This is a genomic window from Mesorhizobium sp. M7A.F.Ca.AU.001.01.1.1, assembly GCF_004022735.1.
In the GTDB taxonomy this organism is placed as follows: Bacteria; Pseudomonadota; Alphaproteobacteria; order Rhizobiales; family Rhizobiaceae; genus Mesorhizobium; species Mesorhizobium ciceri.
In genome coordinates this window covers 1-13,571 of record NZ_RZPF01000069.1, presented here as the reverse complement: position 1 = coordinate 13,571, position 13,571 = coordinate 1, and the positions used below count along the sequence as shown (strand labels likewise).

19 protein-coding genes are annotated in these 13,571 nt (G+C 59.8%); 10 read left to right on the top strand and 9 right to left on the bottom strand.

What is annotated here, in order from left to right:
• The 5 genes from EN884_RS06895 to EN884_RS06875 all read left to right on the top strand — a co-directional run.
• A partial coding sequence (locus tag EN884_RS06895) for a Bax inhibitor-1/YccA family protein (RefSeq protein ID WP_164894937.1) occupies positions 1-553 on the top strand: 553 nt, incomplete at its 5' end.
• Positions 554-728: 175 nt separating this feature from the next.
• The gene (locus tag EN884_RS06890) at positions 729-1,634 is read left to right on the top strand and encodes an aldose 1-epimerase family protein (protein WP_013531513.1); all 906 of its coding nucleotides are present in this window, start codon (positions 729-731) and stop codon (positions 1,632-1,634) included.
• Complete coding sequence (locus EN884_RS39360) at positions 1,624-2,094, top strand: hypothetical protein (RefSeq protein WP_013531514.1); 471 nt, start codon at positions 1,624-1,626, stop codon at positions 2,092-2,094. The genes EN884_RS06890 and EN884_RS39360 overlap by 11 nt, the downstream gene beginning before the upstream one ends.
• Before the next feature lie 50 nt (positions 2,095-2,144).
• Positions 2,145-2,807, top strand: coding sequence for a glutathione S-transferase family protein (locus EN884_RS06880; protein WP_063168038.1), 663 nt, complete (start codon positions 2,145-2,147; stop codon positions 2,805-2,807).
• A 64-nt stretch (positions 2,808-2,871) separates the two neighbouring features.
• Positions 2,872-3,528 carry a DUF1629 domain-containing protein gene (locus EN884_RS06875; RefSeq protein WP_013531516.1) on the top strand — a complete coding sequence of 219 codons (657 nt, stop codon included), beginning with the start codon at positions 2,872-2,874 and terminating at the stop codon, positions 3,526-3,528.
• 2 nt (positions 3,529-3,530) lie between these two features.
• Here the strand turns inward: EN884_RS06875 and EN884_RS06870 are convergent, their stop codons facing one another.
• Entirely contained in the window at positions 3,531-4,442 is a 912-nt protein-coding gene (locus EN884_RS06870) for an agmatinase (RefSeq protein ID WP_063168037.1), read from the bottom strand.
• Between the two features lie 375 nt (positions 4,443-4,817).
• Here EN884_RS06870 and EN884_RS06865 point away from each other — a divergent pair, with 375 nt between their 5' ends.
• Both EN884_RS06865 and EN884_RS06860 read left to right on the top strand, forming a co-directional pair.
• Positions 4,818-5,627, top strand: coding sequence for a nucleotidyltransferase family protein (locus EN884_RS06865; RefSeq protein ID WP_063168036.1), 810 nt, complete (start codon positions 4,818-4,820; stop codon positions 5,625-5,627).
• Positions 5,620-6,369, top strand: a complete 750-nt coding sequence (locus EN884_RS06860) for a metallophosphoesterase (protein ID WP_013531519.1) — start codon at positions 5,620-5,622, stop codon at positions 6,367-6,369. Before EN884_RS06865 ends, EN884_RS06860 begins: the two co-directional genes overlap by 8 nt.
• A 39-nt stretch (positions 6,370-6,408) precedes the next feature.
• On the opposite strand, the gene EN884_RS06855 is transcribed toward EN884_RS06860, so the two are convergent.
• The 3 genes from EN884_RS06855 to EN884_RS06840 form a co-directional block, all read right to left on the bottom strand.
• Complete coding sequence (locus tag EN884_RS06855) at positions 6,409-6,594, bottom strand: hypothetical protein (protein WP_013531520.1); 186 nt, start codon at positions 6,592-6,594, stop codon at positions 6,409-6,411.
• Between the two features lie 401 nt (positions 6,595-6,995).
• Entirely contained in the window at positions 6,996-8,186 is a 1,191-nt protein-coding gene (locus tag EN884_RS06845) for an NADH-quinone oxidoreductase subunit D (protein WP_063168035.1), read from the bottom strand.
• Between the two features lie 55 nt (positions 8,187-8,241).
• The gene (locus EN884_RS06840) at positions 8,242-8,703 is read right to left on the bottom strand and encodes a hypothetical protein (protein WP_244514301.1); all 462 of its coding nucleotides are present in this window, start codon (positions 8,701-8,703) and stop codon (positions 8,242-8,244) included.
• 185 nt (positions 8,704-8,888) lie between these two features.
• Between EN884_RS06840 and EN884_RS06835 the strand changes: the two genes are divergently transcribed.
• Both EN884_RS06835 and EN884_RS38555 read left to right on the top strand, forming a co-directional pair.
• Entirely contained in the window at positions 8,889-9,116 is a 228-nt protein-coding gene (locus tag EN884_RS06835; RefSeq protein ID WP_013531524.1) for a hypothetical protein, read from the top strand.
• Positions 9,113-9,406, top strand: a complete 294-nt coding sequence (locus tag EN884_RS38555) for a hypothetical protein (protein WP_164745831.1) — start codon at positions 9,113-9,115, stop codon at positions 9,404-9,406. Before EN884_RS06835 ends, EN884_RS38555 begins: the two co-directional genes overlap by 4 nt.
• Positions 9,407-9,461: 55 nt before the next feature.
• Here the strand turns inward: EN884_RS38555 and EN884_RS06825 are convergent, their stop codons facing one another.
• The gene (locus EN884_RS06825; RefSeq protein ID WP_063168034.1) at positions 9,462-11,369 is read right to left on the bottom strand and encodes a DUF4396 domain-containing protein; all 1,908 of its coding nucleotides are present in this window, start codon (positions 11,367-11,369) and stop codon (positions 9,462-9,464) included.
• Positions 11,370-11,561: 192 nt separating this feature from the next.
• Here EN884_RS06825 and EN884_RS06820 point away from each other — a divergent pair, with 192 nt between their 5' ends.
• A complete protein-coding gene (locus EN884_RS06820; RefSeq protein ID WP_013531527.1) occupies positions 11,562-11,990 on the top strand; it encodes a hypothetical protein in 429 nt (142 codons plus the stop codon).
• A 107-nt stretch (positions 11,991-12,097) separates the two neighbouring features.
• On the opposite strand, the gene EN884_RS06815 is transcribed toward EN884_RS06820, so the two are convergent.
• The 4 genes from EN884_RS06815 to EN884_RS06800 form a co-directional block, all read right to left on the bottom strand.
• Positions 12,098-12,256, bottom strand: coding sequence for a hypothetical protein (locus tag EN884_RS06815; RefSeq protein ID WP_013531528.1), 159 nt, complete (start codon positions 12,254-12,256; stop codon positions 12,098-12,100).
• Positions 12,257-12,339: 83 nt separating this feature from the next.
• The gene (locus EN884_RS06810) at positions 12,340-12,810 is read right to left on the bottom strand and encodes a YbhB/YbcL family Raf kinase inhibitor-like protein (RefSeq protein ID WP_013531529.1); all 471 of its coding nucleotides are present in this window, start codon (positions 12,808-12,810) and stop codon (positions 12,340-12,342) included.
• A gap of 47 nt (positions 12,811-12,857) precedes the next feature.
• Complete coding sequence (locus tag EN884_RS06805) at positions 12,858-13,064, bottom strand: hypothetical protein (RefSeq protein ID WP_013531530.1); 207 nt, start codon at positions 13,062-13,064, stop codon at positions 12,858-12,860.
• Positions 13,065-13,162: 98 nt separating this feature from the next.
• The coding region (locus tag EN884_RS06800; RefSeq protein ID WP_164894936.1) for an erythromycin esterase family protein at positions 13,163-13,571 on the bottom strand (409 nt) is incomplete at its 5' end.

Here is a 13,571-nt window from a genome sequence, read left to right as displayed (position 1 = left end):
CTACGTGCCGATCTTCTCCAGCCCGCTGAAATGGGTGGTGATGCTGGCACCGCTCGCCTTCGTCATGCTGTTCTCGTTCAAGATGCAGACCATGTCCGCGGCGAATGCCCAGGCGATGTTCTGGGCCTTCTGCGCGGTCATGGGCCTCTCGCTCGCCTCCGTGTTTCTGGTGTTCACCGGAACCAGCATCGCGCGCACCTTCTTCATCGCAGCCACCATGTTCGGCGCCACCAGCCTGTACGGCTACACGACAAAGCGCGACCTGACCCAGTTCTCGTCGTTCCTGATCATGGGCCTGATCGGCGTGGTGATCGCCAGCATCGTCAACATCTTCCTCGGCTCGACCGCGCTGCAGTTCGCCATCTCGGTGATCGGCATCGCCGTGTTCATCGGCCTGACCGCCTGGGACACGCAGACGATCAAGGAACAGTATGCCGAGAATTTCGACGCGGAATCGCGCCAGAAACTTGCCGTCTTCGGCGCCTTCTCGCTCTATCTGAACTTCATCAACATCTTCCAGCTGCTGCTGAATTTCACCGGCGAACGCGAATAACGACTATCCGCTGTGGGCAAGAGCGAGGGTTATTGCTCTTGATGCGGAGAGGTGGCCGGAGGGAGATCCTCCGGCCACAATTCGTTCCTGCAGAACCAGGCTGCACCTTGAGTCCCGAAGCGCTTTTGCTAGTCTGCCCACCGCGCCGGCCTTCAACAACGACCCGCGAGGAAATGTGGCACAGGACAGCCAAACGCTTCATGGCGACGGTATCTCGGCGACCATCGTTGCGCAGGGCGCCGAACTGATTTCGCTGCAAGATGTGCGCGGATTCGAATTCCTGTGGCAGGCGGGGCCGGAATGGCGGCGTCACTCGCCGGTGCTGTTCCCGATCGTAGGGCGGCTGGCGGGCGATCATCTGCGCCATCGCGGCCGGACCTATCCAATGACGCAGCACGGGTTCGCGCGCGACAAGCCGTTTGCCTGGGCGCGGAAGGGACCGCGATCCTGCACGCTGGTGCTTGCCGACGACGCCGACACCCGGGCGCGCTATCCGTTCGCCTTTCGGCTTGAAGTGACCTACACGCTGGTCCGCCAGCAGCTTGATGTGACTTTCGACATCACCAACACCGGCGATGAGCCGCTGCCGGCATCGATCGGGGCGCACCCGGCATTCAATTGGCCCTTGCAGCCGGATCTGGCCAAGACGGATTACCGGCTGATCTTTGCCCACGATGAACCGGCGCCGATCCGCCGCCTTAAGGACGGACTGCTGCTGAAAACGCCGCAGCCGACGCCTGTCGAAGGCAACATACTCCCGCTCTCCGAGCGGTTGTTCGACGAGGACGCGGTGATCATGGACCAGCCCGCCAGCTCCAGCGTGCGTTATGCCGCCGAGCGTGGCCCGGCGATCGAGATGTCCTGGCAAGGGGTTCGGGAGTTGGGCGTCTGGTCAAAGCCGGGCGGCGCGCCGTTCCTGTGCATCGAACCCTGGCACGGCCTTGCAAGCCCGGTGGATTTCGATGGTGATTTTGTCGACAAACCAGGCCTGATGCTGATCGCGCCGGGTGCAAGTCGCGTGATGAGCTATCAGGTACGTCTGCTGCCAATAGCCAATTGGAGTGCGCTCAGTGAATTCTGAAACGATCGAGATCTACCATCCACGTGGTGTTTCAAATTTGGGCCAATGGGACATTGGTGGTCTCAAGCTCAAAGTCTATGGTCTCGTCGCAGACAACAGAAAGATCGACGAACCCATGGCGACTCTGGCGCAGTCATTCGTGCGACAGGAGGTTCTGCCGCGTGTGGCGGACGAGGGTGACGAGAATGGCATGGGCTTTGTGATCATTCATCCTGGTGAGCTCGGTGTGTCCATCTTAGCTCACTGGTGGATACAGGGTTCGGTGCTTTGTCAGCACATCTATCGGAAGCTGTATTCCGCAACCGAACCGATGGACACGGTTAAGAGACCTGTTATTGCCTGTGTTTGGGAATTGGCTCTGATGAATGCCGAGCAGGAAGCTTGGCGAAAAACGATGATGAAAGGCGAGCCCAATCCATTGGGATACATGGGCGCTTGGGCTGACTTCGAAGCTGCATAGAGGCTGCTCATGATCGACTATTGCGTGGTCGCCCAGATCGTCGGTGCCCAATGAAGCTGTACTTCAGCCGCAATCCCAATCCTCGATTGGCGGTCGCGATCGCACGCTATCTCGAAACGAAACTGGACTTCGAATTCGCCTCGCCATTCGCTGCCGGGCAAATGGAGAAATTTCGCCGGTTAAATCCCAACCTCTCACTGCCCATCCTTGTGGATGATGAGGGAAAGAGCCTCTGGGAGGCAGACGCCATAGCCTGCAGGCTGTCGCGCCACGCGCATTCGGATTTCTGGCGCACCGGCGATGACGAACCTGAGATGATCCGGTGGCTCAGCTGGGGCAAGGAGCACTTCGCACTCGCTTGCGACACGGTGCATTTCGAACGTGGGACGAAACAGCGGTACGGCATCGGCCCGATCGATCAGAAGCGGGTGGAGGAGGGCCTGAACCAATTCCATACGGCTGCGGCAATACTCGACGCCGTGCTTGCCGAGCGGCAGTGGCTGGTCGGCAATTCGGTTTCCTATGCCGATTTTCGAATGGCGACCTTCCTACCGTTCAACGACGCCGCCAGACTGCCGCTCGACGATTATCCCTCTGTCAGCCGCTGGTACCGTCGACTTGAAGACATCGACGCCTGGCGTGACCCTTTCAAAGGGATGGATGCACCCGAATTGCCGCCGGTGCCGCAAATGGCCGTCGCGGATCAGCGGTGAGAACGCGCGCGAAGAGCAGCGCAGCAGGCCGAGCCTACCAAGGCGATGATGTGCGGGGGACCGGATGAATATCTATGTCCTGAGCGTGATCGAAGGACAGGAATGGGTCCTTCCTCGGCAGGCGGACGACTACCAGCTGTTTTCGACGCTCTGCGGCCGGAAGCAGACACAATGGCATCCGCCCAGGATGGAGATCCTGCGCGAACACGACGACGGTACGCTCCGGCAATATTCAGATTTTCCATGGCTTGGCGAGCATGTGCTCATCCTGCGAGCGAGGGCGTCGAAGTTGCTTCGGCCAACCCTCCAACCATACGGTGAATTCCTGCCGCTTCCTGCTGACGAGCCAATATCGCTCTTCAATGTCACCACCGTGATCGATGCACTGGACGAGGAACGTTCAAAGATCGTTCGCTTTGACGATGGCGGCGTCATGGTGATCGAAAGCCTCGTCCTTCGAGCGGACGCAATCGGCGGTACCGAGATATTCAAGCTGCCCGAGCGTGCCGACGGGGTGCGAACATCCGATATTTATCTGCAGGAGACGATCGTACGCCGGATCGGGGAGCTTGGGCTCAAGGGCATTGCTTTCAACCTGGTCTGGAGCGACGAGCCGGTCGGACGAGGCAGGATCGAATACCCAGGTGTCAAAAAGGGCATTTCAACCGCAAGCTCGCTCACGCGCCTTTGGGCCGCTCTGCGGCGAAGAGCGGGATTTTGACATCAAACCTGCCGGACGACGGTGCCGACCACATTGACAAGAAGGCGCGCGGCGGTCAGCGCTGACAGGCCGTCAATATCGGCCGGAGGATAGAACTCGACAAGGTCGAATCCTGCGATCCTGGCCCGTTTGCCGAGGCCGGCGATCAGGTCGATTACCTGCGTGTAGGTGAGGCCGCCGGGTGTACGCGCCGCCACGCCCGGCATGATGCTTGGATCAAGGCTGTCGCAGTCGAGGGTGACGACGACCCGCGCGGCTTCCGGAATATGCCGGAGCGCGGCTTCGACGCCCTGGGCATGAACCTCGCGGGCGGTCACGAAGCGGCTGCCATAGCGCCGGGCTGCTTCGATTTCGGCGATGCGCGCGCTGCCGACGCTGCGCAGACCGACCTGCACCATGCCGGCGACATGCGGCATCTCGCTTGCCCTGCGCATCGGGCTCGAATAGCCGTGGCGTTCGCCATGAACCTCGTCGCGCCAGTCTATATGGGCGTCGACCTGCAGGACCCAGACCGGCCCGTGCTCTGCAAAGCCGGCGAGGAAGGGAATGGTCATGGAACAGTCGCCGCCGATCAGGATCGGCACAGCCGGCAACGTCAGGATCTCGCGCGTTTTTGCCTCGATCCTGGCCCGGTTGCCGGCATTGTCATGCATGGTGGTCAAGATATCGCCGGCGTCGACGCAAGAGTCCGGCTTGCCGTCGAACAGCGGGCCGCCAAGATCGAAATCCCAGTGCTCGACGAACGCGGCATCGTCCTGGCTGGCAGCACGGATGGCGTTGGCGGCCAAGGCATAGCCGCTGCTGTCCTTGCCGGGATAGGTGCTGCCGTGACCGGCCCCGAAGATCACCGCACGAGGCACGCGGCTATCTGCAAGACGGTCGGGAAAGCCGAGAAAGGGAGGCGAGGGGGTCATGCCTTGATGGTCCTGATGATGGCTTGGCGCACGCCGATCGGGGTGCGGTTAGATCAAGCGCCTCGGCTTCAGCTTTGTACCCGATTGGGTAAGCCCAATAAACTCTAAAACGATCGAGATCGAGCACCCACGGGGTGTTTCAAATTTGGGCCAATGGGACATTGGCGGCGGCATGGGCCGATTCCGAGGCGACATAGAGACTTGCGCGCCGGCGATGACGTTGGGCCGGGCTTGGATCGGCAGGCGCGATCCCGAAATTTCCAGTACGTGACGAGAATGAACCTTTGGCTGGCCGCCCGGTAGCGGAACCAGGCGGGGTTCACGTTGTTACCACAGCGGGCGACTGCCGGTTGCCGGATTCGGAGTCATCGTTTCATGACCAATGGCCCATTGCCTGAAAACGTTCTGGTCTCGCTTCCCATGATTGACGCAAAGGCGGCGCCGACGCTCAAAAATGCCGAGGCGGAGGTATTTTATACCGAAGCAATCCGCGAGCTTGCCGCCACCGACATTCCCTTTCTGGTCGCCGGGACCTACGCGGTAAGCGCCTATACGGGTGTCACCCGCCAGACCAAGGACCTCGATATCTTCTGCAAGGCAGGCGACTACGCGCGGATCCTCGCCCATTTCAAGCAGCTTGGATATGCCGTCGAAATCGAGGACGACCGGTGGCTCGGCAAGGTGTTCAAGGGCACGCATTTCTTCGACGTCATCTTCGGCTCGGCCAACGGCACGGTGCCTGTTGGCGACCTGTGGCTGGAACACGCCCGCCAAACCGAGCTGTTGGGCAGCAGGGTGCGGATCATCGGCCCGACCGAACTCATCTGGTCCAAATGCTTTATCCAGGACAGAGGGCGACACGACGGCGCCGATATCGCTCATACGATTCTCAAGGCGGGCGATCAGATCGATTGGCACCGGCTGCTTTCTTATCTGGAGGTTCATTGGGAGGTTCTGTTGATGCAGCTTATCAATTTCAGATGGATCTATCCGAGCGAGCGGGATCATATCCCGGCCTGGTTGCTCGATGAATTGCTCGACCGCCTCGCCAAGCAACGGCAATTGCCGTCTCCAAGGATGAAGATCTGCCGTGGGCGGCTGCTTTCGCAAACCGACTACGAGATCGACGTCAAGGAATGGGGCTTCGCCGGCGTCGGTGGTGTGGGAGAATTCCGTGATGGCTGATCCCGTCAAGAGCAGCGCGCCCAAGGACGGCGCACGCGCGCTCAAAGTTGCCGCGGTCGGGGATCTCCATGTGCGGGAAGATGCACAAAACTCGTATCGAGACCTCTTCGGCGAGATATCGAGCGAAGCGGACATTCTCGTTCTCACGGGAGATCTGACCAATCTCGGCAAGCCTCGTGAAGCGGAGATGCTGGCCGAGGATCTGCGCAACTGCTCGATCCCGGTTGTGGCAGTCCTCGGCAATCATGACTACGAGTCCGGTGCGGTGGAAGACGTCACGAAGATCCTGCGGCAGGCGCATGTTCACCTCCTCGACGGGCAGACAGTCGAAATCGAGGAGGTCGGTTTTGTCGGCGTGAAGGGATTCATAGGCGGCTTCGGGTCACGCATGCTCGGCTCATTCGGGGAACCGGCGATCAAGACGATGGTCGCGGAAAGCGTGAACGAGGCAATGCGACTTGAAAATGCGATGCGCCAGGTGCGGGCCAAGCGCACGCTGGTGATCCTTCACTACGCGCCGATTGCCGACACCGTCGCGGGAGAACCGCTGGAAATATTTCCGTTTCTGGGCTCTTCACGTCTGGCCGAAACGATCGATCGATTCCAGGTCAGTGCTGTCGTGCACGGTCATGCACATCGCGGTTCTTACGAAGGCCAAACGCCTGGCGGAGCCAAGGTCTACAACGTCGCCATGCATGTGGCCAAACCTGGCGGCCGCCCCTACGCCTTGCTGGAAATCTGATGCCAACGGCTTGCGCCGTCGATGCCCATTGGCCTGGACTCAGTTGGTGGCGTTGATCGACCTCGCCAACTCTTCCAGCTTCCGCGGATCGTTGCCGTGACGGCGCACCAGTTCGCGTGCCTGCCTTGACGGCAAATCGGTCGTGGCGGCCAGCTGTCGCACCTGCTGATCGTCGATGGCGACCTGCGGCAATGTATGGTCGATATCTCCTGACTTGTCCTTCATCACGCTTCTCCTTGGTCGATTTCGACGACAACGGCTCGAAAATCCGACCGGTTCCGAACGATCTGCAACTTTTGCGCCGGCATCCGTGGGCGGACCAACGTGCGCCTGCCTTGAGGGCGCAACGATCTCGATGGCTGTATTCTGCCAGGAACCATGCCACGGCGGACGAGTTGTTCCGACTGAACGGAGATAGTTAGATGCCACAGCCAAGACAGCCAGACCCAAATCGCGATATGCCCGTGCCGCCTCCAACATGGAAGCCGGAGCCGATCGAGGAACCCGAACCGGAAACGCTTCCGGACGAGACTCCGCTGCCCAACCCCGACGAGAATGAAGAGCCTCCCGTCCACGCATGAGAGGGAATTTCTGCATCGCGGGGCAAGCGCGCAACCTGCCGAGGACTAACGATCTATCTCGCCAAACACGATGTCGAGCGACCCGATGATCGCGGCAACGTCGGCGATCATGTGCCCTCGAGACAGGAAATCCATCGCCTGCAGATGGGCGAAAGATGGCGCACGTATTTTGCACCGGTAAGGGACGTTGCCCCCGTCAGAAACCAGATAAACGCCGAATTCTCCCTTTGGCGCTTCAACCGCGGCGTAGACTTCTCCCGCCGGCACGCGATGCCCCTCGGTATAAAGTTTGAAATGCTGGATGGTCGCTTCCATAGAGCGTTTCATCGTGGCGCGCCGCGGCGGCGTGATCTTCTGGTTCGGAATCGCGACCGGCCCCTGGCCTTCGGATGACCGCAGTTTTTCCAGGCATTGCTTCATGATCCGCACCGACTGGCGCATCTCCTCCATACGGACGAGATAACGGTCATAGCAGTCTCCGTTCTTGCCGACGGGGATGTCGAAATCCATGTCAGGGTAACATTCGTATGGCTGTGCCTTGCGCAAATCCCATGCCGCGCCCGATCCGCGTACCATCACGCCGGAAAATCCCCAGCGCCAGGCATCATCCAGCCCGATCACACCAACATCGACATTGCGCTGCTTGAAGATGCGGCTGCCGGTGAGCAGATCGTCGAGGTTGTCACAGACTTTGAGGAACGGATCGCAGAAAGCCCAGATGTCGTCGAGAAGCTTCGCAGGCAAATCCTGGTGCACGCCGCCGATTCTGAAGTAATTCGCATGCATGCGAGCGCCGGAGGCGCGCTCGTAAAAGACCATCAGCTTCTCGCGCTCCGCAAATCCCCAAAGCGGCGGCGTCAGGGCGCCGATATCCATGGCCTGGGTCGTGACATTGAGGAGATGCGACAGAAGCCGGCCAATTTCGCAAAAAAGAACACGGACAAGCTGCCCACGCTTTGGAACTGTTATGTCGAGCAGTTTTTCGGCGGCGAGGCAGAACGCATGCTCCTGGTTCATCGGCGCGACATAGTCGAGCCGATCGAAATAGGGCAGCGCTTGCAAATAGTTCTTGTGCTCTATGAGTTTTTCGGTGCCTCGATGGAGCAAGCCAATATGCGGATCGGCACGCTCGACGATCTCGCCGTCCAGTTCGAGCACCAACCGAAGAACACCATGGGCGGAGGGATGCTGTGGCCCGAAATTGATGGTGAAGTTGCGAACGGCGGCTTCGACCATTGCTGCTCTCCGCGACTGCATTTCGTCGATTCAGTGATGCGTATGGTTCGATGCCTCAAGTCGTCGTCTGAATGATCAGCGTCAGCGTGCCATCGCCATCTATGTTTGCAGCGACAACCTGCGAGGAATTGAGCCCATTCGCTCTCAAAGCCGACGTCGCCTGAGGTGAGGCATCGACGGAGCTTTGCAGGCGAAGCAAATCTTCGGCGCTGGTCTGGTTAATCACGGCATCGGCCTGCGCCTTGATTTCGTCCGGCAAATCCTCGACGGCGACAATGGCGACGCCGGTGAAATTCAAACCGGCAGAGCCTGGATCGGGCGGCGCCAGCTCCGGCTGCGCTTCGCCCTGCGGTGGCGTCACCTGGGGAAGCTGCGGTCCGATAGTTTGGGCGTAGACGGGCTGAATGGTGACCGCCCCGGAAAGCGCGACAGCTATCGTCAACATGCGCATGGTCGCTCCTTGCATTCTTCGAGGGAGATTTTGAAGAAACCCCCATGCTGAGCGATGGTTCCGCAAGGCCGGTCCCACCGGGCGATTTCGCCCCAACTCACCCCAGAGAGACGCCGAAAACCCTGGCCAAGGCGTTCGTCACACGGCTGTCTCCAACCGGTTGGGTAGCTCCGTACGGAATCGTACCATCGATTGATCTGCACCTTGGACAGGATCAAAATGAAGCTGAGGTGACCATGGGAGGGAGCCGCATGAGCATCGCCAGATGGGCAATAAGACCTGTCGGTACCGCCAAGGCGTTTCTGGCAGAAGAGCTTCGAAGTGCGCGATACGGCGACATCGTTTCGGTCAAAGCGGCGATAGAGGCCGCTCGCAGGGACGCGCCTTATTTGCAGGATACAGATGATGAATTGATGGAGACGATCATCGAGCTGGCACGGGAACTGGGTCTGGCCGTCCTTTTTGACTCTCGCGATTGACCGATGAGCCATGGTCGATGCGATTTGGTACGAAATCGACAATTGGCTCATGGTCGAAAATGCGCAATCATTGGGAAATGGGACGACGGCTGGACGACAAACTCGATTGCAAGGCTTGTGGGACCATCCAAATGGACATTCCCGACGACGCCAACGAGTCGACGCCAATTCATTGCAGCAATTGCGGCGCCTTTCTCGGCGAATGGGGTGAATTGCAGGATGATTTCTATCGCCAGGCTCGCGGTACCGAAGCATTCGACTTGCGCAACGGAACCATTATCAAGAAGTAGCGCGCAACAACGCGCCCCCCGATGACACAGGTAAATCCACAGGGGGGTGGCAGATTTAACCGACGTCGATCACGACCATCAGCCCGCCGCCGCCCTTTTCCTCGACATTGTTGTTCGTCGTGTGATGCGGGATGTGGCAATGGATGAGCCACTTGCCGGGACGCCGTGCCTTCCAGACGACGTCATAGCGCTGTCCTGGCCCGACATTGATCGTATCGGCCAGAAAGCGCGCCGAGGGAGGAAGCGTCTCACCGTCACGAGCGACGACCTCGAAGGGTCCGCCATGGATATGCATGGGATGGACGAAGCCATTATTGGTGCCGATGAAACGCACCTTCAGCGTCTCGCCCACCTTCATGGGGATGGCGTCGGTTGCGGGATAGGCCTTGCCGTTGATGGTGAAGAAGTTCGGCATACCGCCTTCCATCGGCATCGAAGGATAGGTCAGTCCATCGCGCACCAGCCATTCCTGAAGTTCGATCACATAGTCGTGGTCAGCCTGAACCTCGTCGGCGGGATTGGCAGGGTCGATGATCAGCGCCCCATAGAGCCCCAGCGCCTGGGTACGGTCCGGCTTGGCATGCGGATGATAGAAATAGGTCCCGTGCTGGGTCGCGGTGAATTCGTAGGAATAGGATTGCCCAGGCTCGATCGGCGGCTGGGTGATCTCGGCGGGCCCATCCATCTGGTTCGGCAGGATCATGCCGTGCCAATGCACCGTGGTCTCCTCAGGCAGGTCATTGGTGACGTCGATGCGAACCTTATCGCCCTGGCGAATGTGGATGCGCGGACCGGGGATCTGGCCGTTGTAGGCATAGGCGTCGACCGCGACATTGGGCAGGATCTGCCAGCGGACCACTGAGGGCCTGAGGTCGAACACCTTGACGCCGTTCTCCAGGCGGAATGGCAGTTCCTGGTCGCCTTTGGCGGCAAGGCCATAGGATGCCGTGACGCGATGCGGATTGGTTGCAGCCATGTCACGCATGGCTTCCGCCGGCGTGTCGCGGCCCATGATCATGCCTTGCGGCATGATCGCCCCGCCGACGTCACGTGCCGAAAGCGTCAGGTTCAGCCAGTTCGCCGGTGCGGCCATGCCAATCGCCAGCGCCAGCACCGAGACCATGCCGAGGGCTGCTATCTGCGGCGTCGTGGCGTCCGTCTCCATCTGATGGCCGTTGCGTTTGGATTTGTGGGATGTGTTGGCGTGGCCTTGTCGTCGATCATCGCCGGCGCGGGCATGATGCGTAGCGTGCTGTTGCTGGGCGGTCGGCTCTCGACTGCTCATTTCGGCCGCCTCCGGGCGCTGCGTCATCAACCCGTGCTTCAGTCCGCGGGCGACCAGCCAGACATTGGCGGGATAAGCAAGTGTGAAGCCGGCAATGACGCCGATCGACATCACGCCCCAGAACAAGAGCTCGGTCGGCTCCATCGCGCGCATGTCGCGCCCCATCATCAGGAAGCTCATGACGGGCGCCATGCCGGCCATCATGAAATTCATCGAGATGAACTCGGGCAGGAAGCTCTTGCGCACATTCTCCCAGTAGGTGCCGCCCATCATCGATTTCATGAACAGCGACTGGAAGATGAACAGGCCGAAGGCGAAACCCGCCAGATATTCGACGATGAGGTCGAGCCACATAGGCAGGCCAAGCGTTGCCGTGATGACCGCCGCGAGAATGATGCCGGTTGCATCGCCGGCAACGCAGTGGATGGTCGAACCGACGCCCTGCTTCCATAGCGGCCTGGTGAAGTCTTCATGCTCGCCCGGTCGTGGCTCCTTGTCTGCAAGCACATAAAGCAGCAGCCCCAATGGACCCATATAGAGGGTCACCAGGATGAAACCCCATTTCATCACCACCGGTTCGGGATTGTTGCGGTATTGATCGAAGCCGACATAGAGCGTCGAGGCGGCGGCAAGAGCGAACCAGACGGCAAGGAAATAGTCGATTGGCTGGATGAACATGGATGCATCCCGTCGCGGATCAGCGGTTTGTCACAAGCAGCCCCCGCCAATGAACGCAGAACGTGTGTTTATGATCCCGCCGGCCCAATCCGGTTGTGTCGAATTCTCCAGCCTGGCGCTCTTGTCGAAGCATTACGGCGCGGTAATTCCCTTGAAGGCGTGGGCGCTTCGCTGCCTCAACAGGAGCTGGCCATGAAACATCAAACACTCGACCAACTGCATGCCGTCGCCAAGATTGAATCGTCGGCTGCATATTCCGCAATGACACGAAATCAGCGCATAGAGCGCTGGGCTGAACTGCTGGAGCGTAATCCCGAGCGATGCCTTGGCGCGTTTGCAGGCACCGAACATCTGCACCCCGAAGCACGTGCAATGATGCGGGGCGAGGGAACCGCAATTTCGGTTGCTTTCGAAGATCCAGTGCTGCGCGCATCGGGTTTGAAAGACGATACCTACGGCGAGGCAAAGCGCTTTTTCGAGCTGAACGACTGGCAGTTGCACGACATCGTCTGCGATTGCCACGTCGGCTCAACCATGAAAGCGCGCTGGGCTGCGACGCGAGTCCGCTCAGCCGTCAGCGGCAGGTTCTTTGCGTGGTTGCGGCAAAGGATAATGCGCTGACCCAGTTGGGGATCGTCGTCGCCCGCTGCGGCTTACGATCCCCTGTCTTGCCGATTGGATGTCTTGCCGATTGGATGTCTTGCCGATTGGATATCTTGCGATGCGGATCAACGCTTGTCCTGGTATAGCCGGTCGGTCGCCCGGTCGCTTTCCCTTCGTTCGGCGGGCCCACGCCGGCGGCGTGCGATAACGGCATAGGCCAACAGCACGATCAGCAACAATGGGCCGCCGGCAACGACGACCAACCACATGATATCTCCAAACATGGCGGCATCTCCTTTCCCAGACAACCGGCAAGGAGGAGAACCGTTCCGCGCAGCAGCAGGGTAATGCCACCTCGGTCATCAACTTACGGATTGCGTTCGTAGGTTCCGATGAGTTCTGCCTGCTCGAGCGAGTGTTTCTGCGCCTCCCGCCAGATGCGCTCGACGCCTGCGCTGGCCGGAATGGCAAGGCTCGGCGTGTCGAGCGCGGCCAGCCGGAAATGGTAATGGTGGACGCCATGTCCGACCGGGGGTTCAGGGCCGTCGTAATAGGCGTTGCCAAAATCATTTGTTGCTTGCCTAAGGGCACCGGGACCTGGCTTGCCGCTTTCCGCCTCGGGAAGTTCCCTTGTCTCCGCGGAGATGTTGAATACCGCCCAATGACCAAACGTTCCGCTCGGCGCATCAGGATCCTGAACGACGAGAACGAGGCTTTTGGCGTCGTCCGGTACTCCAGACCATTTCAGCGGCGGCGATACGTTTTTGCCGTCTCGTGTATATCTTTCGGGAATTGGTCCGCCTTCGGCAAAGGCGGCGCTGCTGAGGGCAAGTGGCATGGTTCACTCCTTCCGGGGAAGTTGATCGCAGCGATGCCAACGGCATGCTATTTGTTGGTCCGCATCTTTTGTCTTGGATCGATCCCGCCAGCAGCGGTCGTGTCGTTCTCGACATCGCCTTCGACCGTGTTCTCGCCTTCAAGCTCGAACTCTTCGCCTTCCTTGATCGTTCCCTTGGAAGTCCCGATACCAGGATTGTTCGCCAAGTCGGCATCGCTCGGTTTTTTCCATTTCGGATGTTTGGTTCCGGTCATGAGAAAACTCCTTCGACGGGATTTCAGTTTAAAAATGCAAGCCAGATGGGCCGTTCCGGTTCCAGGGCTCTGCTTCATCGGCTCGCCGCGCGCGCCGGTTAGAGCCCGAATGGATAGGTGTCGGGAACGCCGGTTCTTGCATGCTCCGGGCCAAGCGGCGTCACTGCCGCGGTTTTGTCGAACCATAGGAACGCGTCGAACTGCTGGGGCAGGGAAGCGTCCGCATAGTGGCTGCCCAGCTCGGTTTCCGGCCGGTAGATTACCCCGATGAATCGCTCCAGCCTACGTTCCAGCAGCCGCTCACGCAGCGTCTTGTCGCGCCCGAGGTCGAGCAGGAACCGCGACACAAGAGAATCGTGGCAAAGCCGTTCGTAGCTGTCGGCGTGCGACGCGCGAACCTGCTTCACCTCCATTTCGCCATCCCAGTCGCTTGCGGCCGCTACAGTGCCGGAATGCGTGCCCATACCGATTAGCGCTGCCTCATCGCCGAAACGCTGCCGGCAGAGC

Excerpts from the sequence above, each read along its gene's own strand:
- EN884_RS06870 (WP_063168037.1), bottom strand. The coding sequence starts at position 4,442 with ATGACCCCCTCGCCTCCCTTTCTCGGCTTTCCCGACCGTCTTGCAGAT.
- EN884_RS06810 (WP_013531529.1), bottom strand. The coding sequence starts at position 12,810 with ATGCCACTTGCCCTCAGCAGCGCCGCCTTTGCCGAAGGCGGACCAATT.
- EN884_RS06880 (WP_063168038.1), top strand. The coding sequence starts at position 2,145 with ATGAAGCTGTACTTCAGCCGCAATCCCAATCCTCGATTGGCGGTCGCG.
- EN884_RS06835 (WP_013531524.1), top strand. The coding sequence starts at position 8,889 with ATGAGCATCGCCAGATGGGCAATAAGACCTGTCGGTACCGCCAAGGCG.
- EN884_RS06820 (WP_013531527.1), top strand. The coding sequence starts at position 11,562 with ATGAAACATCAAACACTCGACCAACTGCATGCCGTCGCCAAGATTGAA.
- EN884_RS06805 (WP_013531530.1), bottom strand. The coding sequence starts at position 13,064 with ATGACCGGAACCAAACATCCGAAATGGAAAAAACCGAGCGATGCCGAC.
- EN884_RS06860 (WP_013531519.1), top strand. The coding sequence starts at position 5,620 with ATGGCTGATCCCGTCAAGAGCAGCGCGCCCAAGGACGGCGCACGCGCG.
- EN884_RS06815 (WP_013531528.1), bottom strand. The coding sequence starts at position 12,256 with ATGTTTGGAGATATCATGTGGTTGGTCGTCGTTGCCGGCGGCCCATTG.
- EN884_RS06855 (WP_013531520.1), bottom strand. The coding sequence starts at position 6,594 with ATGAAGGACAAGTCAGGAGATATCGACCATACATTGCCGCAGGTCGCC.
- EN884_RS06875 (WP_013531516.1), top strand. The coding sequence starts at position 2,872 with ATGAATATCTATGTCCTGAGCGTGATCGAAGGACAGGAATGGGTCCTT.
- EN884_RS06845 (WP_063168035.1), bottom strand. The coding sequence starts at position 8,186 with ATGGTCGAAGCCGCCGTTCGCAACTTCACCATCAATTTCGGGCCACAG.
- EN884_RS06865 (WP_063168036.1), top strand. The coding sequence starts at position 4,818 with ATGACCAATGGCCCATTGCCTGAAAACGTTCTGGTCTCGCTTCCCATG.
- EN884_RS06825 (WP_063168034.1), bottom strand. The coding sequence starts at position 11,369 with ATGTTCATCCAGCCAATCGACTATTTCCTTGCCGTCTGGTTCGCTCTT.